This window comes from Nitratireductor kimnyeongensis (assembly GCF_019891395.1).
GTDB lineage: Bacteria > Pseudomonadota > Alphaproteobacteria > Rhizobiales > Rhizobiaceae > Nitratireductor > Nitratireductor kimnyeongensis.
In genome coordinates this window covers 1603254-1627865 of record NZ_CP078143.1, presented here as the reverse complement: position 1 = coordinate 1627865, position 24612 = coordinate 1603254, and the positions used below count along the sequence as shown (strand labels likewise).

Here is a 24612-nt window from a genome sequence, read left to right as displayed (position 1 = left end):
TCGGTAGGCGCGCGAAAGGCATGGCGCGGCCAGTTGCGTTGCCGCGCTCATACAGGTTTTTTCGCAATTGCGAAAGTGTGCTGTGCCAATGCCGGGCGAGAGCCCACCGCGTTTAGCCCCAGCTTGAGCTTTCCAGCGCGTTTAGAGGGAACTTCAGATATCGCTTGCCATTGGCCTCCGGTGCCGGCAGTTGCCCCGCATTTATGTTGACCTGTAACGCATGCAGGATGAGTTTGGGCATGGGCAGCGTTTTGTCGCGTGCTTCACGCATGGCGACAAATTCTGTTTCCGTCTTGCACTTCGAAATATGGCTGTTGGTGGCGCGTTGTTCGGCAACGGTGCTTTCAAAGCGGGGCTCGCGCCCGCCCGGCTGATAGTCATGTCCGACGAAGATGCGCGTCTCATCTGGCAGGCTGAGAATCTTCTGGATGGAGTTCCAGAGCCGTTCGGCACTGCCGCCGGGAAAATCGCAGCGAGCGGTTCCGGAATCGGGCATGAACAGCGTGTCGTGAACGAACGCGGCATCGCCAATCACATAGGTAATCGAAGCCAAGGTGTGACCGGGCGAGAACATCACCTTTACTGGCAGCGTACCAATGGAGAAGGTGTCGCCATCGGCAAACAGCCTGTCCCATTGCGAGCCGTCTGCCGTGAAATCGGGCCAATTGTAGATCGCCTTCCAGAGCTTCTGGACCTCCACAACCTTCTCACCGATGGCGATTGGTTTGCCGGTCTTTTCCTTCAGATAGCTTGCAGCGGAGAAATGGTCGGCATGGGGGTGTGTGTCGAGGATCCACTCGAGCTCGAGTCCGTTTTCGGACATGAAGGCCAGCAGCCTGTCAGCATTTTCGCGCGACGTGCTGCCCGATTTCTCGTCGAAATCCAGCACCGGGTCGATGATTGCACATTTTCCGCTTGCCGGGTCGGCAACGACATATTGTGCAGAGGAGGTGCGTTCGTCGAAGAAGACGGTCACATCGGGGCGTGCGGTGGCAGATTTGACCGCTGTATCAGCCTGCTGACGCGTGCGCGCTTGATCCATCATGGCCTCCGTTCATGCGTGCGATGAGAATCAATAAATGCGCTGCGCGAAAGATGCAATTTCACAATCTGCGACCAATTGGGCATCAGGTTCTAATTAATTGGTAGATTGCGCCAATGGTTGCCTCGTTCTTCTGAAACAAAGCAACAAAATACCGGGGCCTGCGGCCCCGGTTGATAAATCATCAGACCCGCTCAGGCAGAGCGAACAGGATCGAGCGTCACTTTGTAAAGCTCGTTGTCGTCACGGTCCATGAGCCGCACGGTCATCTGCTCTGTGGTAGCGTCGAGGTCCACAAGACCGAAGAACTGGAAGCCGGCGGAGGGCGGCAGGTTTGCCCCCTGATCCTCGCTCGGGGCCTTTACATATTTCAGTTCGGGCCCGAATGTGCCGTCGAGCTTATTGGGCCCGAATGTGCCGGCATGAAGGGGGCCGGAAACGAATTCCCAGAAAGGCTTGAAGTCCTGGAAGGCAGCCTTGTCGGGATTGTAGTAATGGGCGGCCGTGTAGTGCACGTCGGCGGTGAACCAGACCGTGTTTTCGATGCCGGCATTCTTGATATAGCGCAGGAGATCGGCGATCTCGAACTCACGACCTTTCGGAGAGGTGTCGTCGCCATTGGCGATGGCTTCGATCTTCTCGCCGTCCGGCACCACGAGGCCGATGGGCATGTCGGCGGCGATCACCTTCCAGGTGGCGCGGGAGTTGGCGAGCTCGCGCTTCAGCCAGCGGATCTGTTCATCGCCGAGGAAGCGGGTTTCCTCGCCTGCTGTTTCCTGCAGGCCTTCCGAATTGGCGGCGCGGTAGGAGCGCATGTCGAGGAAGAAGACGTCGAGCATCGGCCCGTAGGCGATCTTGCGATAGACCCGGCCGGGCTCTGCCGGTGTGTAGCGGATCGGCGTCATCTCGTGGAACGCGCGGGCCGCGCGGGCCTGCAATAGCGCCACCGATTTTTCGGTGTAGCGATCGTCCTCCGAGAGGTCCTTGGAGGCCGACCAGTTGTTGACCACTTCATGGTCGTCCCATTGGAAGAAGGTCGGGCAGACGGCGTTCAGCGCGCGCACATGATCATCCATCATGTTGTATTTCCACTGGCCACGGAACTCGTCCAGCGTCTCAGCCGCCTTGCGCTTCTCGTCGATGAGAACCGTGTTTTTCCAGACGCTGCTGTCTTTCAGCGTGACCTCGTCTTCCATCGGTCCGTCAGCATAGATGGTGTCGCCGGAATGGAGGAAGAAATCCGGGCGGTGTTTCTCCATGGTGGCATAGGTCTTCATGCCGGTCTCGTCGATGCCCCAGCCCTGGCCAGCGGTGTCGCCGGACCAGGCGAAACGAATGTTGCGCCGAGCGGAGGGCGCCGTGCGGAACTGGCCTACGATCCACTCGGATTTGGCATTGCCGTTGCTGAGATCGGCGGCGCGCATGCGATAGAAAATCTCCTGATCCGGCGTCAGCTCCGTCAGGAGCCGCTTCACCGCGAAATCGCTCTCAGGCAGGGCATCTATGGTGGGCAGGCGGGTCGCATTGGCGAAGCTCTCCGTGGAGGAGACCTCGAACTCTATCCGCGCGGGTCGGTCAGCCCGCGTCCAGATCATGCCGCTCGTCGTGTCGACATCGCCGGATTGAACACCATGGGTGAACATCGGGCGCGAAGAGGCCCGCGAGATGGCGGGCATGGAAAGCCCGCCCGCGGCGGTGGCGAGTGCGGTTGCGCCGGTTCCAAGGAGGAATTTGCGGCGGGTACTCACTGCAAAGGACTTCATGACAGTCTCCCTCAATCTGGTTGATTCTCGGGAGGCAATCTGGTGCTTCAATGTTGCAGTGAGTTATTGCTCAGGTGACAGATCCGTGACTTTGAAAAGCTATTCAGGCAAGCCCCTTTTTCTCCATCATGGCTTCCGGAGTCGGCATACGGCCACGGAACGCTTTGTAGAGATCTTCGGGATCAGCGGATCCGCCCGCAGAATAGATGTGCTGACGCAGCTTCTGTGCCGTTTCGGGATCGAAGGGGTCGCCTTTCTCCTCGAAAGCGCGGAAGGCATCGGCATCGAGAACTTCCGACCACATGTAAGAGTAGTAGCCGGCTGAATATCCATCGCCGGCAAATACATGCAGGAAATGCGGTGTGCGGTGGCGCATGACGATGGCATCGGGCATCCCGAGCTTTTCCAGCGTTTCCGCTTCAAAGCGCAGTGGGTCCTTCGGCGCTTCCGCCTGGCTGTGAAAGGCCATATCGACCAGCGCTGATGCGGTGAACTCCACTGTGGCAAAGCCGGCATCGAACGTGCGGGCGGCGCGCATCTTCTCCACCAATTCCTGAGGCATGGGAGCGCCGGTCACATGGTGCTTTGCAAATTTCTGAAGCACGTCAGGCACGGTAAACCAGTGCTCGAAGAGCTGCGAGGGCAGCTCGACGAAGTCGCGGGAGACGGAAGTGCCGGAAATTGACGGCCAGGTCACATCACTCAGCAGGCCGTGCAGCGCATGGCCGAATTCATGGAACAGGGTGCGCGCCTCGTCCACGGAGAGGAGGGCGGGACGCCCTTTCGGCGGTTTCGCGAAATTCATCACGTTGTAGATGATCGGTGATTTGCCTTCGCCCAAGCCGTAGCCGGATTGAAGCGCGCTCATCCATGCGCCGGAACGCTTTGACGGGCGGTTGAAGTAGTCGGCCATGAAAAGGCCTCGCGTCGTGCCATCGGGATTGCGCACGGCGAATGTGCGCACATCCTCTTGCCACGCAGGTACTTCTCTCAATTCCTCGAAAGTGAGTCCGAATAGCCGGTGCGCCACATCGAACGAAGCCGCGATGACGTTCTCCAGAGCGAGATAGGGTTTGAGTGCGCTCTCATCGAATGCAAACCGCTCTGAGCGCCGCTTTTCGGCATAATAACGCCAGTCCCAAGGGGCGATGGCGTGGTTCTGCCCTTCCCGTGCGGCGAGGCGAGCCAGTTCCTGTTCGTCTTCGGCGGCCTTTTCGCACGCTTTCTGCCAGACAGGCTGCAACAGATCCTGTACGGCCTCGGGCGTTTTTGCCATGGTGTCGTCGAGTTTCAGCGCTGCGTAGGATTCATAGCCAAGCAGCCTTGCTTTCTCCGCGCGCAACTTCAGGGTTCTGGCGACCACATCCGTATTGTCTGTGCTCCCGCCATTCTCACCACGTTTGGAAAAGGCCTTGAACACCTTCTCTCGCAGATCGCGTCGTTCTGATGAAGCGAGAAATGGTTCGGCAATGGAACGTGACAGTGTCGCTGCGTACCGCCCTCTTTCCCCGCGCGCTTCCGCAGCTTCCGCCATGGTGCTCCTGAGAGCCTCTGAGAGACCGTCGAGATCGCGTTCCTCGAGAAACAGCGCCCAGCCACTTTCATCGGCGAGCACGTTCTGGCCGAACTGCGCACCGAGCCCCGCCAGTTCCTCGTTGATCTCTGCAAGGCGCTTCTTGTCCTCCTGATCGAGAAGAGCGCCCCCTCGCACGAAACGCTTCCAGGTCTTTTCGAGCACGCGGCTCGTTTCGGCATCGAGACCCAGCATCTCACGATCCTGATAAAGCCGGTCGATGCGGGCAAAGAGTGCTTCGTTCATGAAGATCGCGGAGACGTGCCGTGCCATTCGCGGCGAAATCTTGCGTTCCAGATCCTGGATCGTCTCATTCGTGTGTGCGCCGGCACGGCACCAGAATATTGCGGAGACCTTTGAAAGTGCGTCGCCGGCCAATTCCAGCGCTGTCAGCGTGTTTGCAAGGTCAGGCGCTTCGGGATTGAAGGCTATTTGAGTGATTTCGGCTTCGTGCGCTCTCAACGCAGCCTCGAACACGGGGGCAAAAGCCGCATCGTCAAAAGCGGTGAAATCCGGCAGGCCATGCGGGCCGGTCCAGGTCGTCAGCGGGTGGGATGCAAGGTCGATCGGAGCGGATTTGTGCATGACGGTTCCGGAGCGTTGGGGTGGAGGCTTCCTGCGATGTAAGCGTTGCTCGCCAGCGGTGCAATGGTCAGCGTTGACGATCATCCAGCATGATTGTATGTAGTCCTTATATTAAGCTTACCTTATAATAAGGGGTCATGTCGTGACGCATTCGGTGAATCCCGATTCCTTCGGCTTTCTGGTTGCCGATATCCATCGTTTGATCCGCGGCACGATGGATCGTGCAATATCGGATGCCGGTCTCGGTGTAACGCCCGGAGAGGCAAGAACCTTGACTCATGCAGCACGCGCAGGGGCCGTCCGGCAAAACGTTCTGGCCGAGCGAATGGGAGTGGAGGCCATGACATTGAGCGGTTATCTCGACCGGCTTGAAGCGCGTGCACTCATCCGCCGTTTGAACGATCCGAAGGATCGACGTGCCAAACTGGTCGAACTCACCGATGCAGCCGATAGCGTTCTGAAAGCGATCGGTGTCGTCGCTGCCGACATGCGAAAGAATGCGGCCGGGTCGCTCAGCCAGTCGGAATGGGAGAGTCTGCTGGAGCAGCTCAAGCTCGTTCGCGCCAACCTCACTGTATTCTCTCAAAAGCCGGCAGAGGCACGTTTATGAATCTGCGCGCGAAACGATCGGACGAAGCTGTCGCATCGCCGCTCATGAGCGAACGGCGCGTCAGCATCATCGGGGCAATGCTGGTGGCGCTAGGGCCGGTTTCGATGGCGCTTTTCACGCCCGCAATGCCACAGATTGTCGAAGCGTTCGGCACGACGGAAGCGGCGGTCAAGATGACCATATCGCTTTACTTTGCCGGCTTTGCATTAGCACAGCTTTTCTGCGGCCCTCTTTCGGATGGACTGGGGCGCAAGCCGGTCACTTTCGGCTTTCTCGGTATCTATGTGGTGGCAAGCTTTGTTGCGCTGATGTCGCCCAACATCGAGACGCTTATCGCAGCGCGATTTTTGCAGGGCTTCGGTGCAGCAGTGGGTGTAGCGGTATCGCGTGCGGTCGTGCGTGACCTGTTCACGCATGAGAGCTCTGCCCGGATCATGAATCTTATAGGCATCATCCTTGCAATCGGACCGGCGTTCGCTCCAACGCTCGGCGGGCTGACCATGCAACTCGCGGGTTGGCATGCGATCTTCGGCCTGATGCTTGTGGCAGGCGTCGTGATTTCTCTCGTGGTTCATTTCTGCATGCGTGAAACGGTTGAACGAGACCTGTCGCGGATCAGTCCGAAGGCCTTGATCCATTCCTATGGTCTTTTGCTCGGCAATGCCTATTTCATGCTTTCAAGCCTGGTCATCGCAGGTACGGTCGGCGCTCTCTATACCCAGGCAACCGTATTACCCTTTATCCTGATGAGCCGGGTCGGTCTCACCCCGGCTGAATTCGGAATCGGCATGCTTGCGCAGTCGGGCATGTATTTTATCGGTGCAGTCGCGGCGCGGTTTCTGATGAAGACACTCGGTGCCTACAGGCTGGTGCCCATCGGTCTTGCTGCTATCGCTGCAGGAAGCGTACTGATGATCCTTTCACTCACCCAGTTCAAACCGAGCTTTATCGGGGTGATGGGCCCCGTGGGAGTCTATGCCTTCGGTATTGCCTTCGTGATGCCGGCGATGATGACAGCCGGGCTCGCACCGTTTCCGCGGATTGCGGGCTCAGCATCCTCGCTCACCGGGTTTTTGCAAATGGGCACCGGGCTCGCCGGAGGCACTATTGCCGCCCTGATCGGCGATCCGGTGTTGGCGATGGTGCTGATCATCCCGACGTTCGGAGCCGTCGCGATTACCTCATGGCTGATCTGGAACAGGCTACCGGAGCCGACATTGGCAACGGCGCTGCGGCCGAGCCCGCCGGGTCCGGTTTAAGAACGCCCTTTAGTCGAGCTGCGGTCGCTCGAAATCGCCAGACTGGGGGTTCATCACCCACAGCTCGCCGCTGGAGATATCGAACCAGGCGCCGTGCAGGGAGAGCTTGCCCTTGTCTTCCAGAATTTTCACGCATGGGAAACTGCGCAGGTTCTGCACCTGATAGCGGATCGAAATACGTTCCAGTGCCGTCTGGCGCTCCGCCGGTGTCATCAATTCATTGCCGGATACCGCTTCGGCTGCCGGCCCGACCAGACTCATCCATTTTCCAATGAAATCGCCCGGCGAAAGCGGCTCGGCCGAGGGGTTAAGCGCGGCTCCGATACCGCCGCAGCGGCCGTGTCCCATTACAACAATGTGCTTCACCTTCAGGCTTTGCACAGCAAATTCCAGCGCCGCTGAGGTGCCGTGATGATGGTCATCGGGCTCATAAGGCGGCACAAGATTGGCTACGTTGCGTACAACGAAAAGCTCACCCGGGCCGCAATCGAAGATCGTTTCCGGCGCCGCACGTGAATCACAACATGCAATGACCATGGTCTGCGGCGACTGGCCTTCGTTGGCCAGTTTGCGGTAGCGCTCACTCTCGGAGCTGTATCGGCCTGCCATAAAATTGCGGTAGCCGGAGATAAGGCGTTCAGGAAGGTGCGTCATGGGCTTTCGAATAGCGAGAAAATGCCTAGCGTGCAATCCGATTTGATCCGCCTGCAACACTGCTGTGCACCGTGCTCGATGGCATCAAGCATGTTCAATTAATTGAACCCGCCGCAATCCTGTGGCCTCAGTCGTTTGGCCTCCCTGCGTAACTCCGGCGACTTCAGTGTGTGGTGGAAACAGGCTCCGCGATGTGCTCGATCTCTATCGTCGTCTGGGGCCTTGTTAGAATTTGCCGGTCTGTTTCCAGCATCAGCTCATCAGACCCGCGTTCGGTCGCCCTGTTGAGGATTGCGACTACCGAGCCTGTGGTCTTGGCGAGAGCTTCTTCCTGCTTCTCGCCCGCGAGCAATCGGGCAAGGTAAAGTGCCGCGGTGAGATCGCCGGTACCGTTTGGAGCTTTGGGAATGCTGTCATGGGCCGCGCGCAGGACTTCCGTCTCCCCGACCAGCAGATTTGCCAGGCGGTCGGGGCTGCTCGCGGGAGCGGATGTCACCATCACTTCGGCAGGGGGTGACTTTCGGGCAGCACGGATCGCAGAATCGGTACCGTCAATATCGACGCCCGTGAGCCAAGCCAGTTCATAGCGGTTTGGGGTTGCAATATCGGCCAGTGGCATCAGCCGATCACGAATGGCTGCAGCTGTTGTCTCAGGGACATAAAGTCCGCCCCGATCTCCAAGCACGGGATCGCAGACGTAGCGCGCCTCTGGATTGCGCGTTTTGAGGGTTTCCACCAAGCCAGCTATCGCATGCGCCTGTTCAGGACCGCCGAGATAGCCGGACAGAACCGCTGAGACTTCGCCGAGCCAAGGCGCGTTCTCGAGGTCTTTGATAAAACGCGCGAACTGGCCGGGGTCCGGCACGATGCGTGTGGCAGGCCCGTGGCCCGGGTGCCAAGGCAGGATGACAGTCGGGACCGCCCAGACCGGAAAACCGAGCGCCTCCAATGTAAATACGGCAGCGCGATTTCCAACGCTCCCGCGCGCTACATGGCTGGATATGACAATGACGGCGCCGGCTTCGCACCGGTGTTCTTCTTTGGTCATGCTGTCATTCATCCGCCGATGATACCGAAAACGTAGAGGAGAATCCAAAGGATGAGCGCAGTTAGGGTGGTTACAGCGATGCCTCTGCCGATCCGCGTTCCCCATAGTTCGATCGGGTCGTCTTGTTCTGCGTCCCTGGCCGAAATGTGATCGCGCGCGCGGGTCATCATGGAGCTGCCTTCGCTTTCGCGGCTAACCCGGTCGAGGATCCGCCGCGATTCCGCTTCTGCCTGCTTATCCCGCTTCTGTGCTGACACTGCGCAAAAAAACCCGTTGCCCTTATTCAAACCCGACCGTACATCATGGATCCGTAGTTCGGAATTGGTTTCCTATCAGTGGACCATGTTCTAATGTCGAGAGAACCAATTTTCCGGAGGTGTTCCTTCATGTCGATTGCCAAACCGCTCGCCGCCACGCCTGTGCGCGGTCATTTATCCTTGCTGGTGCTTTGCCTGATGCTGCCGCTGTTGTCAGCTTGCGGTTTCAACACCATTCCAACACGCGAGGAACAAGCGAAAGCGGCCTGGAGCGAAGTCCTGAACCAGTATCAGCGCCGCGCCGATCTGATTCCCAATCTGGTTGAGACGGTGAAGGGCTATGCGGCGCAGGAGCGCGAGGTTCTGGAAGGCGTTGTCGAGGCGCGCGCGAAAGCGACCCAGGTTCAGGTCTCGCCCGATATGCTGACTGATCCCGAGGCCTTCAAGGCATTTCAGGAAAGTCAGGCCGGTCTCTCCGGTGCGCTCTCTCGTCTTCTTGCTGTGGTCGAGAATTATCCGGATCTGAAATCGAGCCAGAACTTTCTTGCTTTGCAGGCGCAGCTCGAGGGAACGGAAAACCGTATTGCCGTGGCGCGACGTGACTATATCGAGGCGGTCCGGCTCTACAACACCTCGTTGAAAACGCTTCCCTCCATGCTTTGGGCGATGTTCTGGTTCACCGGCAATGAACCCTATGAGACCTTCACGATCTCAGAAGAGAAGATGGATGTGCCGTCTGTGAATTTCGGCACCAGCAGCGGCGGCTGACGGAGACTGATCCATGGGGGAGGCTGCTTGGCGGACGCTGATCGCGTTTGGTCACCGCAACATCTGGCCTGCAATTGTGGCGGGATTGATCTGGCTCGTGGCGACGTCCCCGATCGCTGCTGTCGAGTTGCCAAGGCTTACCGGGCGGGTGGTCGACAATGCGGGGATCGTCGATGCAGCCACCGAAGCGGCCCTGAGTTCGCGGCTCGAAGCTTTCCAGGCGAGATCGTCGGATCAGATCGTGGTTGCCACAATCAGGAGCCTGGATGGAGAGGCGTTGGAACCTTTTGCTAACCAATTGTTTCGCGCCTGGGGGCTAGGGCAGGCCGGCGAAGACAATGGTGTCCTGCTCCTCGTTGCGCTTGATGACCGCAAGATGCGCATTGAGGTGGGTTACGGTCTTGAGGGAACGCTGACCGACCTGCATTCAAAACTTATTATCGAAAACACCATGGTGCCGGCCTTTCGTGCTGGCGATTTTTCGGCGGGCATCAGTGATGCGGTCGATGACATCATCATGGTTTTGGAAGGCAATGCAGCCGAGCTCGAAGCGCGTGCCAGACGCAACCAGCAGAATGACGGAGAGCCTGCCTGGCCGGTCATCCTGTTCTTCATCGTTTGGGGTACGTTCTTTTTCGGTGGTTTCGCCATGGCGTTCCTGCCGCCGATGTTCGGCCGCAAGATTGGGCCTGGACGTTACAAATGGCTCGGCATGACGGTGGACTACACAAAGTCGCGTGGCGGTTCCTCCGGGGGACGGTCATCGGGAGGCTGGTCTTCCGGCGGTGGCGGCTTTTCCGGCGGCGGTGGCTCGTCGGGCGGCGGCGGTGCTTCGGGGAGCTGGTAGAGATGACAGGACGCATGAAACGGCTTTCGGACGCGGAACACGAACAAATCGCCCGTGCAATCGCTGAGGCCGAGAAAAAGACATCGGGTGAGATCTACTGTGTGCTTGCGCGTTCGAGTGATGCCTATCTTTATCCTGCTTGCCTGATTGTGGCGCTCGCCATCTTCATCCTCGGGCCGTTCCTTGCCTTTCTTCTCAGGCATTGGTGGATCTCGATCGATCCTGTGCACTTTGCGGTGGCCCAGCTCGCTGCTTTCGGCGCAGCGGCAGGTCTGGTAGCCGTGTTTGAAAGGCTACGTGTCGCGCTGGTACCCAAAGCGCTGAAATACAGACGTGCACACGCCAATGCGCAGAACCAGTTCCTTGCTCACAACATTCATGTAACCAAAGGACGAACCGGCGTTCTCATTTTCGTTTCGTTGGCGGAACGCTATGTGGAGATTGTCGCTGATTCCGAGATCGATGCTCGCGTGGAGCAGACAGTCTGGAACGAGAGCGTCGCGCTGATGCTGGAGCACGCGCGGCGTGGTACGCTGGCTGACGGCTTCGCGGAAACGATCGCATTTGCAGGCGAGGTGCTTTCTCGGCATTTTCCCGCAGGACGACGTAATTCCAACGAAATCGCGGACCGTTTGACCGAGATCTGAGCGCTTTTCGGCGATTTGTGTGTGACTGCAAAGATGAGCGCTCTAATGCTTGCGCATGTCGACCCGACGCAGCTATGGTTAAACAATTATGAACACGCTGACGATCGACATCAGACGAGCAGAGCCGTACGACGCCGAGGCCATCGCCGAGGTTCATGACAGCGCATGGCGCGGGGCTTATACCGGCATCATCCCCTATCAGGCCCTTGGACGCATGATTGGCCGTCGCGGGCCGCGCTGGTGGGCCAACGCGATACGCCGCTCCGCTACCGTTCTGGTGATTGAGATAGGCGGCGAGATTGCTGGCTATGCAACACTCGGGCGGAACCGTGCTCGCGAACTCGCTCAAGAAGGCGAGATCTACGAGCTCTACCTTCGGCCTGAGTATCAGGGCGTCGGGCTTGGTCGCCGGCTCTTCCAGGCTGCGCGCGATATGCTGGAAGCCCATGGCCTCCAAGGGTTGGTCGTCTGGGCGTTGGAGGACAATGAACCGGCTCTCGCATTTTATTCGGGTGCTGGCGGACGAGATATCGCAGAGGGTGTCGAAGTGTTTGAGCACCGTGCGCTCCGCAAGCTGGCTTTCGTCTGGGATTAAGGCCTAGCCTCGCGTTTTCAACGCATTCAAGTAGCTCATCCTGAGCGGCAAAACTTTCGCACTGCACCATTCGCTGCATTGCCATGCGGCTTATGACGCGATAAAGCGGCAGCCATCCGTTTCCGGGCTGCTCCGTCTGGCTGGCTCCACTGTCACCATGCCGGTATGCGGCAGCCATAACTGTCAGAACAGAGGTTGCTTTTCCCATGCGCATAGACGCCATCTCCACCGGTGACAATCCGCCAGAAGACGTGAACGTCATCATCGAAGTGCCGGTCGGCGGTCAGCCTATCAAATACGAGATGGACAAGAACTCCGGGACGCTGGTCGTTGACCGGTTCCTCTACACGCCGATGACCTATCCGGGCAATTACGGCTTCGTGCCCCACACGCTGTCCGATGATGGCGATCCAATCGATGTGCTGGTCTGCAACACACGCCAGCTCATCCCCGGCTGCGTTATCAACGTGCGGCCGATCGGCGTGCTCATCATGGAAGACAATTCCGGCCAGGACGAGAAGATCATTGCCGTACCATCGCCGCACCTGACGCGCCGCTATGAAAACGTGACGAACTACACAGACCTGCCGGAAATCACGCTCCAGCAGATCCAGCACTTCTTTGAGCACTACAAGGATCTGGAACCCGGCAAGTGGGTGAAGATAGGCGACTGGATGGATGCAGCGGCGGCCCGAAAGCTGATCGTCGAGGCCGTCGAGCGGGCCAAGGCGAGCAAGTAAGAGGGGCGGCGCTCAACCGCCGCCCTCGCTGCCCGTCGTCATGGGCAGCGGCACATCGCCGGCGTCGATCACCGGCTGATCCGCGCCACACGCGAAATCGAAAGCCTGCCCATCGGCGATGCGGCGGGCTTTTTCGTTGGCATTCCCGTTGCCGGTCGCGACGACATACCCGATGACGCAACCCTCCCGACCGAAAACCTGCCCGACCTTTTCCACGGCAAGTACTTCAATCTTGTCGCCCGCGCCCTCACCATCGTCGACGAACCATCGGTGGATCGTTGCGAAGGGCCACTTACGGTCACCATCGCTCATGATGCGCCATTCGATGGTCGATCCGGTAGAGTTGAAGCCGGCAAAGCTTTCCCATTCCGGCGCGAGATCGCCATCTGGTGGGAAGCCGTAAAAGATCGATTCCCGCGCATCACCATAGTAAATGAGCACCGGGTAGCCCCGCCAACCCTCGCAGACGAAATTCATCCATTCACCGGGGTCATCGGCAGCAGGGGCGGCAAATGCCGCGCAATTCTCTTGCGTGTTGATTTCGGTATAGGCGCTCTCGATCTCGCTGGCTTGTGCAAGACCACCAAGCGTTGCCACCAGAATTCCCGCCATTGCCAGTCGCATAAGCCATGCTCCTTCCTTCAGGAGAGGCGAGCATAAACGGATTTTGTGACAACGCCTATTGGTGTGCGAAGATCGTGCCAAGATGCGTGAGGAGCTCCTTGGGTACACCCCTGATCTCCACTGTCTTGAGCCGCGCGGTGGCTCCACCGGTGACTGAAACCGAGGTTGGGGGGACCCCGAACTCTTTGGCGAGCAATTTCTCCAGTGCGGCGTTGGCTTTGCCATTCTCTGGTACGGCGCGCACGCGCGCTTTCAGATGACTGCGCCCGTCTGCTGTCTTTACCGCGCCTTCGATGGCGTCGCGTGCAGATTTGGGCGTCAACCGGACGAACAAAGCGAGGCCCTCGTCAGACAACCGACAGAAGGGCGGGACGTCGACCACGGTTCAGATAAGGGCGGGCGCGATGGTCGTCAGGATAAACTGCCGAACGAAAAACAAAATCAGCAGCAGGATGATTGGCGAGATGTCGATCCCGCCGAGATCGGGCAAAAGGTTCCGTATTGGCCGTAGCGCGGGCTCAGTGACACGAAAAAGAAAATTGCCGACCGAGCCAACGAACTGATTGCGAGGGTTGACTACGTTAAATGCATAGAGCCAGGAGAAAACGGCTGAGCCGATAATCAGCCACCAATAAATGTCGAGCGCCATGATGATGGTCTGGATAAGCGCGAGCATGCCGGTCTCCTGGGCCGTGTTAAGCGCGGTCGTCGGCAAGCGGGAACGATAACGACGCTTGCTTCCAATACCGCGAATTTTGCGACATGTAGCCATTGCCGATGGATGCGGCAAGTCTGACGCGGCCATTTGCCGGTCGGGGATGGAAAAATGGGGTGAAATGTTTGCTCTCATGGAGAGATTGAAGTGGGGAATCTGGATTCTTGACAGTCTGGCTTTACCGGACATAAATGCGGGTCACCGGCGAATGGGGCTGTAGCTCAGATGGGAGAGCGCGTCGTTCGCAATGACGAGGTCAGGGGTTCGATTCCCCTCAGCTCCACCAACCGTCCGCCGGTTAAACTCAGCCCACAAGTCTCGATCCGCATAGCGGCGTGTTTTCCGTAGCTTGGCCAATACTTGTGCATCATCCTCTACATTCAAGGCCCGCTGATTAGGGGTATTTGGTCGATATTCGACCTGTCGTCTCGGTTGGGGGGCTCCCATTCACATGCCCTTCTTCCCCGATGCCGCAATCTTGTCACGGATATGGTGAAGCAGCCGCTGCAAAGCGGGGCGATCCATCGTACCGCCCGACAGGCCACCATCGTCATAGCGCTCCGGTACCAGCTTCCAACCAAGACTGGTCGGTGAGGCGACGAAGGAGGCACAGGCTTCTCGATGGGCGTCGAGCGAATTGAACTCCTGATCAAGCCCTTCGTCCTTTGATTTAGGGGTGTAGACCGCGCAGCGAAGGCGCCGCTGCGCAGAACGAGCTCCATTGTTGCTCATGCCCTGCGGCTGTGGCGACAGGTCGACAGAAGTCGATGCCGGTTGAACACGCCTCATAACCCGAAGAACCTCGGCCCGGACCAGTGGGTGCCTGTGATCTTGCCGGCTATCGCAGTAAGGGAGCGATAGACCCTGGCTTCGAAGACATAGCCACCTTCGATCACATCAACGGTATGGGTCTGACCATTCCATTCCCGGATTAGCCGCGCTCCGGGAGCAAGTGTTCGTCGTTGACATTGAGGTCGCGCATCTTGCGCTAAACAGTCGCCAGCCACCCCTGCCGCTCCGATCCTGGCGCTCCGCTCCTCATCAGCTGCCGCAGTGCTTCTACATTGGTGGCGGGAAAGCAATGACTGCTCGACCCTTCTTACAGCGGCGCTTAACAGGCGGCGCGTCTCGTCCGGAACACCACCAAAGTGTTTGGTGTGCCAGAGGATCGCCCTTTTCAAAAGGTCCTGGCGAACGCCTTTCGGTGGCCGGGAGCCATAGATCTTGCGCCAGCGATCAACAGGCGCGTCGCGTGCTGCCAGGCCGACAGCTTGTCGGCAAAGGCTTCGAGTTTGATGGGCTGTTCGAGAACCTTAACTGGGGGCTCAACAGCATCGATGCGCAGATGCTTGTTCATTGTGTTTTGGCACAATCCGCCGCGGCAGGACATATCCCGGATCGAAAGCTGATCACGTAAATGCCAGGGTGTGATAACGCTGAACAACACCATCTCTATCACTTCCCGTTACCCTCCCCAATCACGAAGGGGTGGGGTTAAACTTGGGTCAATTCACAGTGAAAAAAATAGCGCCTTACCGGCGCAGTTCTCAGCGGAAATCAACAACCAGCGTAAATTAACACGTGACATTCAAGAAAGAATACTATACTGGACTACATATCGGACCAGTTGTCGGCGTATCCAGTATGATCACACCACGTTTGCCGCTCGGCGAAGCCATCCATAAGCAGACCGCCAAGGAAATGATTCGGGACAAGATCGTTTCGATGATTGCCTCTGGCATTTTGCAGGTCGGTGACGAACTCCCAAGCGAGCGCGAGCTCGCCACCATGCTGATGGTGAGCCGCGAGACCGTTCGCGGCGCGGTCCAACGGCTGGCAGGCGAGGGCATCGTCCAGGTCTCCCAAGGCGCGCGTACTCGGATCGCGAACGTGAATGTCGAGGTCGACACGCAGCGCATCGGCGTCACCAACCCGACATCAATCAACGGCTACGCGCTGCAGGAGGTTCACGCGGCCCGCCTGCTGGTCGAGACCGCCGTGGTGGCCGACGCGGCCAACAATCTCAGCGCCGAGGATATCGGCCGGCTGGAGGATTCGATCACGGCGCAGGAGGCGGCCTGCGACGATCCCGTGCGCTTCCTCATCTGCGACCGCGAGTTTCATCTGACGATCTACTACGCTTCCAGCAACAAGCTGCTCGCCGATTTCGTGGTCGACCTCTACACTTATCTGCTTGACCACCGTCGCATCGCCATGGGCAAGCCGGGGGCGATCGCCAAAAGCCTCGAAGATCACCGCTTCATCGTCAACGCTCTGAAGATGCGGAATCCGGAGGCCGTCTCGGCGGCGTTTGCCAAGCATATCCTGCGCATCCGCGACACCACGCGCGAGATAGATGAGACCGGGAAAGAGACGAACCACGCGACGGCGCATGAAGCCAAAAACGGATCTCCCGACAGCAATAGGGAAAATGCCTGACATGCACATAATGGTCATAGGCGCGGCGGGCATGATCGGGCGCAAGCTGGTTGCGGCGCTGGTCGCCAACGGAGAGCTTGGCGGCCGGCCGATCGAAACGCTGACGCTTGCCGACATCGTTGCCCCGCCGGCACCCGAGTTCGGCGGCACGGTCGAGACCGTCGCCGCGGACCTTTCCGGCGAGAACGTCGCGGCGGGCCTGGTTGCCCGGCGTCCCGACCTCATCTTTCATCTCGCGGCGGTCGTGTCGGGCGAGGCAGAGGCCGAGTTTGAGAAGGGCTACCGCGTCAATCTCGACGGCACGCGCGCTCTTTTCGACGCGATCCGCCTCGAAGGGGTTCGGGAACCCTATTGCCCCAAGGTGGTGTTCACTTCCTCCATCGTTGTATATGGAGAGCCGCTGCCGGAAACCATCGAGGACACCTATTTCCTCACGCCACTGACCAGCTACGGCACACAAAAAGCGATTGGCGAATTGCTGCTCGCGGACTATTCGCGGCGTGGCTTTTTCGACGGCATCGGCATCCGGCTGCCGACCATTTCCATCAGGCCGGGTAAGCCCAATCAGGCGGCATCCGGCTTCTTTTCCTCCATCCTGCGCGAGCCGCTTATCGGCCAGGAGGCGGTCTTGCCGGTCGAGGAGAGCGTGCGGCACTGGTTCGCCAGCCCGCGCGCGGCGACAGGGTTCCTGCTGCATGCCGCCGAGATCGACACCGCGCCGCTCGGCTTCCGTCGCTCGTTGACCATGCCCGGCCTTGCCGCGACCGTCGGAGAGGAGATAGAGGCGCTGCGCCGTGTCGTCGGTGAGAAGGCGGTGAAGCTCATCCGCCGCGAACCGAACCCGGCCGTTGCCAAGATCATCGCCGGCTGGCCGCAGACGTTCAACGCACGGCGAGCATCGGCTCTCGGCTTCCGAGCCGAAACCTCGTTTGACGAGATCATTCGCGTTCACATCGAGGATGAACTCCAAAACACGTTGCCGGTATAGGCGCGCTCCATGCTTCTTGGAGCGATAGCCGACGATTTCACCGGCGCCAGCGATCTTGCCAATACGCTCGCAAAGGGCGGGATGGCGACAACGCAGTTCGTCGGCGTGCCGACCGGCTCCGAGCGCTACGACTGCGAGGCCGGGGTCGTCTCGCTGAAGACCCGTTCCATCGCTCCCGACGAGGCCGTCAGGCAGTCGCTTGCAGCGGTCGACTGGCTCGAGGCGCAAGGATGCGAGCAATTCCTTTTCAAATACTGTTCGACGTTCGATTCAACGCCGCAGGGAAATATCGGCCCGGTGGCGGAGGCGTTGCTGGAGCGGACCGGTGCCGGTATGGCGGCGGTATGCCCGGCCTTTCCGGCGACGGGACGCAGGCTTTTCATGGGCCACCTGTTCGTTGGTGACCGGCTGTTGTCGGAATCGGGCATGGAGAACCATCCCCTTACGCCAATGACCGATCCGGACATTCGCCGCTGGCTGCGCCGACAAACGAAAGGCGAAGTCGGATCCGTCGCGCTGGATGTCGTTCGGGCGGGACCACAAGCCCTGGCGGAAGCCTTCGAAGCCCGGCGCAAGGAGGGATGCAGGCTCGTCGTTGCCGATGCGGTCGATGACGAGGATCTGAAAATCCTCGGCAAGGCGCTCGCCGGGCTCAGGCTGATCACCGGCGGTTCAGGGATCGCGCTCGGCCTTCCCGCGAACTTCCGCGATGCCGGCCTTCTTTCGGGCGCACGCAGTTCCGGCGCGGTGGCCGCCGGTCCCGTCGTTGCCTTGTGCGGTTCATGTTCCGCGGCCTCGCAGCGTCAGGTCGCCGCGCATCTCTCATCGCATCCCGGTCTCGCCCTCGATCCGGAGGCGGTCATGTCGGGCACCATGACCGCCGACAAGGCGGCGTCGTGGGTGATGGAACAACACACCGACTTCATCCCCATCGTCTACTCGACGGTGAACCCTGCGGCTGTCGCCCGCGCGCAGCGTGAACTTGGCCGCGAGAAGCTCGCGGCCGGCATCGAGGCGCTCTTCGCCGATCTCGCCTGCCGGCTTGCCGATGCGGGGTTCCGGCGCATCGTCGTCGGCGGTGGTGAGACATCGGGCGCGGTTGTCGAAGCGCTGGGCCTGTCCAGCATGGTCGTCGGAGATGAAATCGATCCGGGTGTGCCGGCTCTGGTGGCAGAACGCGACGGCGCGCTGGGCCTCGCCCTGAAAAGCGGCAATTTTGGTGCGGACGATTTTTTCGCAAAGGCGGCGGGGCTGATCGGCAGGCCATGAACGAGGGCGTCATCCGCGACGAGATCGTCAAATGGGGCCGCTCCTTCTTCCAGAGGGGGCTGACCGGCGGTTCGTCGGGTAACATCTCGGTCAGGCTCGAAGACGGTTATCTGTTTACGCCGACCAACTCCTGTCTCGGCTTCCTGGAGGCAGAGCGGCTGTCGAAGGTCGATGCGTCGGGCAAGCATGTTTCCGGCGCGCCCCCGACCAAGGAATTGCCGCTGCATTTCGGCTTCTACGACCGACGTCCGAATGCGCGTGCGGTGATTCACCTTCATTCTACCTATGCGACGGCGGTGTCGTGCCTTGCCGACACGGATCCGATGGACGCGATACCGCCGCTCACGCCCTATGTCGTCATGCGTGTCGGCCGCGTGCCCGTCATTCCCTATTCGCGCCCCGGCGCCGAGAGCGTGAGGGACCGTATTCAGGCGCTGGCGGGAGGACACCCCGCCATTCTGCTTGCTAACCACGGCCCCGTCGTTGCCGGTGCCTCGCTCGAAGCGGCTGCCTTCGCGATCGAGGAGCTGGAGGAGGGCGCCAAGCTTTCCGTCATTCTGCGTGGCATGACCGCACGCCACCTAACCGCTGAAAACATCGCCGAACTCAACACGCATTTCAGGCTGACATGACACTCAGATTTTCCGCCAATCTCGGCTTCCTTTGGCCGGACCGTCCCTTGATCCAGCGTATAGAGGCTGCCGCCCGAGCAGGATTCAAGGCCGTTGAGATGCATTGGCCCTACGATGTCGATGCCGCGAAGGTGTGGGAGTGCTGCAGCGCGAATGGCTGCGAACTGCTCGGCGTCAATACGCCGCTCGGCAATGCGGAGAAGGGGGATTTCGGTCTCGGGGCACAGGCCGGCCGCGAGGCTGAGTTCCGCGATACCTTCGTGCGGTCCGCCGACTATGCGCGAGAGGCCGGCGCCTCTTCGATCCACGTCATGGCCGGGGTGGTTTCCCCCGATGTCCGGGAGCGAGCCAAGGCGGTCTTTATCGAGAACCTCGCCTTTGCGGTGGAGGCAGCGGCCGATCTCACCCTCCTGCTCGAGCCGATCAACCAGCGCGACAAGCCCGGCTATTTCTACTCCGATATTTCCACCGCCGCCGACATCATCGCCGAGGTCGGTGCGTCCAATGTGCGGATCATGTTCGACGTCTATCATGTGGCGGTCAGCGAGGGTGACGTGTTGACGCGCGTGCAACGGCACCTGCCACAAATCGGGCATGTGCAGATCGCTGCGGTCCCGAGCCGTTGCGAACCCGACGAGGGAGAAATCGCTTACGGCGCCATCTTCACGGCGCTCGAGCGGCTTGGTTATTCTGGCTGGATCGGATGCGAATACAAGCCGCGCGCCGGCACCGACGAAGGCCTCGGCTGGCTCGATGCCCTTGGCGTCTCTCTTTGAACCCTGATGGAGAAGATCATGCTCGCAACCAAGACGACCCTGACCATTGAAGCCGCCAAGAAGATCGCCGAGGCTTGCGAGGCGGCAGCGAAGAAGGACAAGCTCAAGCTGGTCATCGCGATTGTCGATGACGGTGGTCATCTGATGTTGCTGCACCGCGATGACGGAGCGCAGGTAGGCAGCGTGGAAATTGCCACGTTAAAGGCGCGCACCGCCGTCCTGTTCCAGCGTCCGACCAAGGCGTTCCAGGACGTGGTCGAGGGGGAGGGGCGCTATGCGCTGCTTTGCATCCCCAATGGCATTCCGCTCGATGGGGGCGTGCTGCTCAAGGCCGGCGATGAGATCATTGGTGCGATCGGCGTTTCCGGTGAAAGCGACGAGGAGGACGGCGATATCGGCCGTATCGGAGCCGCCGTCCTGGTGTAGAACGGATGATGTCCGCGCCGGGACCGGCGGCTTCGCCGCGCGGCAGCCAAATCAGGAAAGCTGCGTTTCCACGCCCTTGAGGTAGGACAGCGCGCGCCGCGCATAATTGTCGGGATCGGCTTCGCGCGTATGGAAGCCAATCTCCATCGTCAGATACCCGGCAAAACCGATATCCCTGGCGGCCTGCAACACGCCGAACCAGTCGACCACGCCGTCGCCGGGAGCGGCGCGGTTGGCGTCCGCGCAGTGGATGTGAACCAGATCATCGCCGAGGATGCGCACGTGATCGGCAGACACGTCGTCGCGGTAGATGGCGTGATAGGTGTCGAACATCACCTTGACGTTCTCTGCACCGCTGTCGCGCATCAGTTTGAGCGCCTCGTGCGGGGTGTCTATCAGGTTCGAATCGGCCGCCGTCGGCTCTATGGCGATCACGATGCCACAATCCTCTGCATGTTTGGAAATCTGTCTGAGGCACTCGACGCTGCGGGTATAGGCGTCTTCGCGCGTCGAGCCAAAAACCTGCCATCCGGCGATATAGAGAACGAGCCCGGCACCGAGATCGGCAGCCAGGTCGATGACCTCGCAATAGTGATGCATGGTGGCCCTCCGCTCCGCTTCCAGCGGCGAGGCGGGGTTGTGGCCCGGCCCGCCGCCCGGCGCCGGCAGAAGGCTGACGGCGGGAAGCCCTTCGCCCTCCATGAGGCTCCTCAACTCGCGCCTGCGCGCGGCATCCAGATATGCCGGCCACGCATGGGGGGCGGCGCATCCGATCTCAATACCGTCATAACCGATCCGCGCGAGCCGCCGCACGACCTCGTCCAGTTCGTAGGATGGCAGCCAGGAGGGGAAGCTCCCGTAAGCCCACGTATTGAAAGCGTATTTCATGTCGTTCTCCTCCTAAAAAGCTACGTAAACGATTACTAATAGAAGTGCATGTGTCAATATTCCTCAGGCTACTGGAAGTAGCGCGATGCCCAGATGCCAAGGAAAGAATATACATTAATATCATGATATAAATAGTAATTCTCATTACATCGTTGGGTGAGTGCTCCGGCTTTTCGTTTGACAACTCTGCATTATCGCGGTTTGAATGGAGACGTAATCGATTAACTTAATGGAGGCTGCTGGCTTCGCCGGCAGCGGGAGGAAACGTTGAAGCCACCACTGCGCTGGGGTGTTCTCGGCACCGCCGGGATCGCCCGTACCCAGGTCGTTCCCGCCATTCAGGCGTCGTCGAACGGTCGCGTGACGGCCATTGCCGGCCGGGACCTGTCGCGCTGCGAACAATTCGCTTCGGAGTTTGCTATCGCGAATGTATTCGGGACCCATGATGCGCTGTTGGCTTCGCCGGACGTCGATGCCGTCTATATTCCGTTGCCAAACAGTCTGCATGGCGAGTGGGCGATGCGGGCGGCCGATGCCGGCAAGGCGGTCCTTTGCGAGAAGCCGCTCGCACTGAATGCCCTCGAAGCACGACGGGTGGTCGATCATTTCGCCGATCGCGGCGTGCCGCTGATGGAAGGCTTCATGTACCGCTTCCATCCGCAGAGCCTGCACGTGCTCGAATGCGTTCGGGACGACCTGATCGGCGACGTGCTGGAGGTGCGGGCGCATCTTTCCGTCGACATCATGGAGCATGCCACTGGAAACATTCGGTTTTCGTCTGCGTTCGGCGGCGGCAGCCTGCTCGACATGGGGTGCTACGGCGTCAATGCCGCGCGCCGGATCATAGGTGCTGAGCCGGTTTCAGTGTTCGGGCGCTTCGATGTCGACGCGGAAAGCGGCGTGGATCTTTCGGCGTCGGCCATACTCGAATTTCCCGGTGAGCGCTGCGCGCTGGTCTCGTCATCCTTCAAGGCGTCGGGGCAAGGTTTCTACCAGGTCATCGGATCGACCGGCCTGCTTGAGGTGCCGCGCTCCTTCATTCCCGGAATGGGCAGCCGCGCGGCCGAAGCGCTGGTGATCCATGTCGATGCCGACGGACATCGCAAGGAAACCGCTTTCGAGCCGGTCGATCAATACAGGCTCATGGTCGAGGCCTTCGCAGACGCGGTCCTTTCGGGAAATCCCGTTCCCAATTCACCGGAGGATGCGGTCGCCAATATGCGGGTGCTCGATGCGATTGCCGCCTCGGCGCGTTCCGGAAAGCGTGAGGAGGTCTGATCCGTTGACTGCAGCCACAAACTTCCAGACGCGTTCCGCTGCCGCATTCGAGAGGCTGTTCAGCCCGTTTGCCATCGGCAAGGTGGAACTCCGCAATCGCGTTGTCTTCCAGCCGCATTTCACCGCGCTCGGAAACCTCGATGGGTTAGGCTCCGACGAACTGGTGGCCTATCACGAGGCCCGGGCACGGGGCGGGGTGGGCCTGACCATCATCGAAAGTCAGGCTGTGCACCCGACGGGCAAAATGTCCCGGCGTTTCATTTCCGCCTGGGATGCCGCCGTGATCCCGTTCTACCGCGAGCTTACCTCGCGGGTTCACGCCCACGGCACGAAGATATTCGGCCAGCTTACCCATGGCGGGCACACCTCGTTGCAACGTCCTCCCCATATCCTGTGGGCGCCGTCGCAGATGCCGGAACCTTCGAGCCATTTTTCAACCAAGGCCATGGACCTGGAGGACATCGCAGCGACCATCGACGGTTTCGCCGCGAGTGCTCGCAACGCCATGGAAGGCGGCTTCGACGGCATCGAGATCAAAGTAGCGCATGACGGCCTTCTGCGCTCCTTTGCCTCTCCCTATTTCAACCGCCGGACCGACGGCTATGGCGGCTCCTTCGAAAACCGCATGCGCTTCTCGATCGAGGTTCTGGAAGCGATCAAGCGTGCGACATCCGACGACTTTCCCGTCGGCGTGCGCATCTGCTTGGACGAGTTCACGACCTTCGGCTACGGGCTCGATTACGGGCTGCGCATGGCGGCGCATCTGGAGGCGGGCGGCTGCGTCGATTACATGAATACCGACGCCGGCTCCTTTTCCAGTTACTGGATGGAAATACCACCGGCGGCAATCGGGGCGGGCAGTTTTCGCGGACACGCGGCTGCCCTCAAGCGCCAGAGCCGGCTGCCCGTTATCGCCTTCGGGCGCATTGCCCCACCCACGCTGGCGGAGGAGATGCTTGCCGGCGGTGATGCCGATCTCATCGGCTTCGCGCGCCAGCTTGTCGCCGATCCCGATACCGCGGCGAAGCTGCGGCGCGGCGAAGCGCATCTGGTGCGCTCCTGCATCGCCTGCAACGATGCCTGCATCTACCAGGTCGGACAGGAGAAGGGCATCCGCTGCGTCCACAATCCGGCGGCTGGTCGCGAACTGGAGATCGACGAACCTGGCATCGGACACGCGGCGCGGCCGGGAAAGGTCGTCGTCGTCGGCGGCGGTCCCGCGGGGCTCAAGACGGCGGAGATCGCGGCGCGGCGCGGCCACCAGGTAACGGTGATAGAACGCGCCGATGCGCTTGGCGGCCAGCTGCGCCTGGCGGCCAGGCAGCCCGAGCACGCCATAATTGCCGGCGTCGCATCGCATCTGGAGGCAATCATCCGTCATCTGGGAGTGACGGTGAGGACCGGGGTCGAAGCGAGCGTGGAATTGCTGGCGGCCGAGCGTCCGGACCATGTCGTCATCGCCACCGGCTCCGAGCCGAACTTGCCAGGCACCTCCGGCAACGCCGCGTTGGCCATGGCGCTCGGGCGTCAGGTTCTGCCGGACATTCCCGGCCTCGACCTACCCTTCGTCCACTCAAGCGATGAGGTGATGTCGGGCGCGGTGAAGCTGAAGTGCCGCGTGGTGGTGATTGACAACAATGGACACTGGGAGGGGGCGGGGACCGCCGAGTACCTGGCCGAGCAGGGATGCAGCGTCGAGGTCGTTACGCCTGATGCCATGATCGGCGGCGATATCGAGGACGGTACGCGGACGCTGTTCTACCGCCGCGCGGCCATCAAGGGCATCGTCATCCGACACGGCTTTGTGACGAAAGCCATCGCGCCCGGTCGCGTCACCATCTCCCCGGTGTTCAGCGACGCCGGCACCAAGGGCTTCGACCGCTACCTGCTCGTGGAGGGGGCGGAACAGGTGATCGACGGCGTGGACGCGGTTGTCGCCGTCATCGGCCGCCGCTCCTGCGAGGACCTGTATCACCAGTGCAGGGAATCGCCGCTTTTGGCCGGGGTGACGGTCCGCCGTGTCGGCGACGCGGTTGCGCCGCGCCTGATCGAGAGCAACATCGCGGAAGCCCATGCGGCAGGCTTGGAAATATAATACGAAAAAGTAACTGGTCCACTGTCACAACCAGTTGACAAGTGTGCAAAGTTGCTACTAGCATAATCATACAGTCAGGAGCCTGCAGAAAGCA

General features: G+C 60.2%; 26 protein-coding genes, 1 tRNA gene and 1 pseudogene. 16 read left to right on the top strand and 12 right to left on the bottom strand.

All coding sequences use genetic code 11. The features are described from left to right. Positions 1-112: 112 nt before the first annotated feature. The 3 genes from KW403_RS07685 to KW403_RS07675 form a co-directional block, all read right to left on the bottom strand. On the bottom strand, positions 113-1042 hold the full coding sequence (locus tag KW403_RS07685; protein ID WP_223022120.1) for an MBL fold metallo-hydrolase: 930 nt from the start codon (positions 1040-1042) through the stop codon (positions 113-115). A gap of 194 nt (positions 1043-1236) precedes the next feature. Continuing rightward, positions 1237-2805: an alkaline phosphatase D family protein gene (locus tag KW403_RS07680; protein ID WP_223022119.1), complete on the bottom strand. Its 1569-nt coding sequence runs from the start codon at positions 2803-2805 to the stop codon at positions 1237-1239. A 103-nt stretch (positions 2806-2908) separates the two neighbouring features. Further along, on the bottom strand, positions 2909-4963 hold the full coding sequence (locus tag KW403_RS07675; RefSeq protein ID WP_223022118.1) for a M3 family metallopeptidase: 2055 nt from the start codon (positions 4961-4963) through the stop codon (positions 2909-2911). 142 nt (positions 4964-5105) lie between these two features. Between KW403_RS07675 and KW403_RS07670 the strand changes: the two genes are divergently transcribed. Next, on the top strand, positions 5106-5573 hold the full coding sequence (locus KW403_RS07670) for a MarR family winged helix-turn-helix transcriptional regulator (protein ID WP_223022117.1): 468 nt from the start codon (positions 5106-5108) through the stop codon (positions 5571-5573). Then, positions 5570-6832 carry a multidrug effflux MFS transporter gene (locus KW403_RS07665; RefSeq protein ID WP_223022116.1) on the top strand — a complete coding sequence of 421 codons (1263 nt, stop codon included), beginning with the start codon at positions 5570-5572 and terminating at the stop codon, positions 6830-6832. The genes KW403_RS07670 and KW403_RS07665 overlap by 4 nt, the downstream gene beginning before the upstream one ends. Positions 6833-6841: 9 nt before the next feature. Here the strand turns inward: KW403_RS07665 and KW403_RS07660 are convergent, their stop codons facing one another. Then, positions 6842-7486, bottom strand: a complete 645-nt coding sequence (locus tag KW403_RS07660; protein WP_223022115.1) for a carbonic anhydrase — start codon at positions 7484-7486, stop codon at positions 6842-6844. A 163-nt stretch (positions 7487-7649) separates the two neighbouring features. Then, the gene (pdxY, locus tag KW403_RS07655) at positions 7650-8534 is read right to left on the bottom strand and encodes a pyridoxal kinase PdxY (RefSeq protein WP_223022114.1); all 885 of its coding nucleotides are present in this window, start codon (positions 8532-8534) and stop codon (positions 7650-7652) included. 386 nt (positions 8535-8920) lie between these two features. On the opposite strand from pdxY, the gene KW403_RS07650 reads away from it, so the two are divergent. The 5 genes from KW403_RS07650 to ppa all read left to right on the top strand — a co-directional run bounded on the left by KW403_RS07650 (position 8921) and on the right by ppa (position 12388). After that, positions 8921-9559, top strand: coding sequence for a LemA family protein (locus KW403_RS07650; RefSeq protein WP_223022113.1), 639 nt, complete (start codon positions 8921-8923; stop codon positions 9557-9559). A gap of 13 nt (positions 9560-9572) precedes the next feature. Then, positions 9573-10406, top strand: a complete 834-nt coding sequence (locus KW403_RS07645; protein ID WP_223022112.1) for a TPM domain-containing protein — start codon at positions 9573-9575, stop codon at positions 10404-10406. A 2-nt stretch (positions 10407-10408) separates the two neighbouring features. Continuing rightward, entirely contained in the window at positions 10409-11053 is a 645-nt protein-coding gene (locus tag KW403_RS07640; protein ID WP_223022111.1) for a TPM domain-containing protein, read from the top strand. An 88-nt stretch (positions 11054-11141) separates the two neighbouring features. Beyond that, positions 11142-11648: a GNAT family N-acetyltransferase gene (locus KW403_RS07635; RefSeq protein WP_223022110.1), complete on the top strand. Its 507-nt coding sequence runs from the start codon at positions 11142-11144 to the stop codon at positions 11646-11648. 206 nt (positions 11649-11854) lie between these two features. Further along, the gene (ppa, locus tag KW403_RS07630; RefSeq protein WP_007010652.1) at positions 11855-12388 is read left to right on the top strand and encodes an inorganic diphosphatase; all 534 of its coding nucleotides are present in this window, start codon (positions 11855-11857) and stop codon (positions 12386-12388) included. A gap of 12 nt (positions 12389-12400) precedes the next feature. On the opposite strand, the gene KW403_RS07625 is transcribed toward ppa, so the two are convergent. Genes KW403_RS07625 through KW403_RS07615 form a run of 3 tightly spaced genes read right to left on the bottom strand, consistent with a single transcriptional unit; the run spans position 12401 to position 13688 of the window. After that, positions 12401-13012 (bottom strand): hypothetical protein, encoded by a 612-nt coding sequence (locus KW403_RS07625; RefSeq protein WP_223022109.1) that lies wholly within the window; start codon positions 13010-13012, stop codon positions 12401-12403. Positions 13013-13067: 55 nt separating this feature from the next. Continuing rightward, positions 13068-13394 (bottom strand): DUF167 family protein, encoded by a 327-nt coding sequence (locus KW403_RS07620; RefSeq protein WP_378597009.1) that lies wholly within the window; start codon positions 13392-13394, stop codon positions 13068-13070. Positions 13395-13397: 3 nt separating this feature from the next. After that, complete coding sequence (locus KW403_RS07615; protein WP_223022483.1) at positions 13398-13688, bottom strand: YggT family protein; 291 nt, start codon at positions 13686-13688, stop codon at positions 13398-13400. Positions 13689-13937: 249 nt separating this feature from the next. Between KW403_RS07615 and KW403_RS07610 the strand changes: the two genes are divergently transcribed. Next, positions 13938-14013, top strand: a tRNA-Ala gene (locus tag KW403_RS07610). A 197-nt stretch (positions 14014-14210) separates the two neighbouring features. Here the strand turns inward: KW403_RS07610 and KW403_RS07605 are convergent. The 3 genes and pseudogenes from KW403_RS07605 to KW403_RS07595 all read right to left on the bottom strand — a co-directional run. Then, positions 14211-14459: pseudogene (locus KW403_RS07605) on the bottom strand (recombinase family protein); the annotation flags it as partial. Between the two features lie 53 nt (positions 14460-14512). After that, positions 14513-14908 carry a DUF2924 domain-containing protein gene (locus tag KW403_RS07600; protein ID WP_246637924.1) on the bottom strand — a complete coding sequence of 132 codons (396 nt, stop codon included), beginning with the start codon at positions 14906-14908 and terminating at the stop codon, positions 14513-14515. After that, positions 14905-15084 (bottom strand): hypothetical protein, encoded by a 180-nt coding sequence (locus KW403_RS07595; RefSeq protein ID WP_223022107.1) that lies wholly within the window; start codon positions 15082-15084, stop codon positions 14905-14907. The genes KW403_RS07600 and KW403_RS07595 overlap by 4 nt, the downstream gene beginning before the upstream one ends. A 302-nt stretch (positions 15085-15386) precedes the next feature. On the opposite strand from KW403_RS07595, the gene KW403_RS07590 reads away from it, so the two are divergent. Genes KW403_RS07590 through KW403_RS07565 form a run of 6 tightly spaced genes read left to right on the top strand, consistent with a single transcriptional unit; the run spans position 15387 to position 20257 of the window. After that, a complete protein-coding gene (locus KW403_RS07590) occupies positions 15387-16166 on the top strand; it encodes a FadR/GntR family transcriptional regulator (RefSeq protein ID WP_343224055.1) in 780 nt (259 codons plus the stop codon). A 1-nt stretch (position 16167) separates the two neighbouring features. Next, positions 16168-17154 carry a D-erythronate dehydrogenase gene (gene denD, locus KW403_RS07585; protein WP_223022106.1) on the top strand — a complete coding sequence of 329 codons (987 nt, stop codon included), beginning with the start codon at positions 16168-16170 and terminating at the stop codon, positions 17152-17154. 9 nt (positions 17155-17163) lie between these two features. After that, the gene (gene otnK, locus KW403_RS07580) at positions 17164-18423 is read left to right on the top strand and encodes a 3-oxo-tetronate kinase (protein ID WP_223022105.1); all 1260 of its coding nucleotides are present in this window, start codon (positions 17164-17166) and stop codon (positions 18421-18423) included. Further along, positions 18420-19055 carry a 3-oxo-tetronate 4-phosphate decarboxylase gene (gene otnC / locus KW403_RS07575; RefSeq protein ID WP_223022104.1) on the top strand — a complete coding sequence of 212 codons (636 nt, stop codon included), beginning with the start codon at positions 18420-18422 and terminating at the stop codon, positions 19053-19055. Before otnK ends, otnC begins: the two co-directional genes overlap by 4 nt. Then, positions 19052-19831 (top strand): hydroxypyruvate isomerase family protein, encoded by a 780-nt coding sequence (locus KW403_RS07570; RefSeq protein ID WP_223022103.1) that lies wholly within the window; start codon positions 19052-19054, stop codon positions 19829-19831. The genes otnC and KW403_RS07570 overlap by 4 nt, the downstream gene beginning before the upstream one ends. Before the next feature lie 18 nt (positions 19832-19849). Next, a complete protein-coding gene (locus KW403_RS07565; RefSeq protein WP_223022102.1) occupies positions 19850-20257 on the top strand; it encodes a GlcG/HbpS family heme-binding protein in 408 nt (135 codons plus the stop codon). 51 nt (positions 20258-20308) lie between these two features. On the opposite strand, the gene KW403_RS07560 is transcribed toward KW403_RS07565, so the two are convergent. Further along, a complete protein-coding gene (locus KW403_RS07560) occupies positions 20309-21145 on the bottom strand; it encodes a sugar phosphate isomerase/epimerase family protein (protein WP_223022101.1) in 837 nt (278 codons plus the stop codon). A 267-nt stretch (positions 21146-21412) separates the two neighbouring features. On the opposite strand from KW403_RS07560, the gene KW403_RS07555 reads away from it, so the two are divergent. Then, positions 21413-22423: a Gfo/Idh/MocA family protein gene (locus KW403_RS07555; protein WP_223022100.1), complete on the top strand. Its 1011-nt coding sequence runs from the start codon at positions 21413-21415 to the stop codon at positions 22421-22423. A 4-nt stretch (positions 22424-22427) separates the two neighbouring features. Further along, entirely contained in the window at positions 22428-24518 is a 2091-nt protein-coding gene (locus KW403_RS07550; protein WP_223022099.1) for an oxidoreductase, read from the top strand. Positions 24519-24612 lie beyond the last annotated feature (94 nt).

Coding starts and splice junctions, on each gene's coding strand:
- KW403_RS07685 (WP_223022120.1), bottom strand. CDS start 1,042: ATGGATCAAGCGCGCACGCGTCAGCAGGCTGATACAGCGGTCAAATCT.
- KW403_RS07680 (WP_223022119.1), bottom strand. CDS start 2,805: ATGAAGTCCTTTGCAGTGAGTACCCGCCGCAAATTCCTCCTTGGAACC.
- KW403_RS07675 (WP_223022118.1), bottom strand. CDS start 4,963: ATGCACAAATCCGCTCCGATCGACCTTGCATCCCACCCGCTGACGACC.
- KW403_RS07665 (WP_223022116.1), top strand. CDS start 5,570: ATGAATCTGCGCGCGAAACGATCGGACGAAGCTGTCGCATCGCCGCTC.
- KW403_RS07660 (WP_223022115.1), bottom strand. CDS start 7,486: ATGACGCACCTTCCTGAACGCCTTATCTCCGGCTACCGCAATTTTATG.
- pdxY (WP_223022114.1), bottom strand. CDS start 8,534: ATGACCAAAGAAGAACACCGGTGCGAAGCCGGCGCCGTCATTGTCATA.
- KW403_RS07650 (WP_223022113.1), top strand. CDS start 8,921: ATGTCGATTGCCAAACCGCTCGCCGCCACGCCTGTGCGCGGTCATTTA.
- KW403_RS07645 (WP_223022112.1), top strand. CDS start 9,573: ATGGGGGAGGCTGCTTGGCGGACGCTGATCGCGTTTGGTCACCGCAAC.
- KW403_RS07640 (WP_223022111.1), top strand. CDS start 10,409: ATGACAGGACGCATGAAACGGCTTTCGGACGCGGAACACGAACAAATC.
- KW403_RS07635 (WP_223022110.1), top strand. CDS start 11,142: ATGAACACGCTGACGATCGACATCAGACGAGCAGAGCCGTACGACGCC.
- ppa (WP_007010652.1), top strand. CDS start 11,855: ATGCGCATAGACGCCATCTCCACCGGTGACAATCCGCCAGAAGACGTG.
- KW403_RS07625 (WP_223022109.1), bottom strand. CDS start 13,012: ATGCGACTGGCAATGGCGGGAATTCTGGTGGCAACGCTTGGTGGTCTT.
- KW403_RS07615 (WP_223022483.1), bottom strand. CDS start 13,688: ATGCTCGCGCTTATCCAGACCATCATCATGGCGCTCGACATTTATTGG.
- KW403_RS07595 (WP_223022107.1), bottom strand. CDS start 15,084: ATGAACAAGCATCTGCGCATCGATGCTGTTGAGCCCCCAGTTAAGGTT.
- denD (WP_223022106.1), top strand. CDS start 16,168: ATGCACATAATGGTCATAGGCGCGGCGGGCATGATCGGGCGCAAGCTG.
- otnK (WP_223022105.1), top strand. CDS start 17,164: ATGCTTCTTGGAGCGATAGCCGACGATTTCACCGGCGCCAGCGATCTT.
- otnC (WP_223022104.1), top strand. CDS start 18,420: ATGAACGAGGGCGTCATCCGCGACGAGATCGTCAAATGGGGCCGCTCC.
- KW403_RS07570 (WP_223022103.1), top strand. CDS start 19,052: ATGACACTCAGATTTTCCGCCAATCTCGGCTTCCTTTGGCCGGACCGT.
- KW403_RS07565 (WP_223022102.1), top strand. CDS start 19,850: ATGCTCGCAACCAAGACGACCCTGACCATTGAAGCCGCCAAGAAGATC.
- KW403_RS07560 (WP_223022101.1), bottom strand. CDS start 21,145: ATGAAATACGCTTTCAATACGTGGGCTTACGGGAGCTTCCCCTCCTGG.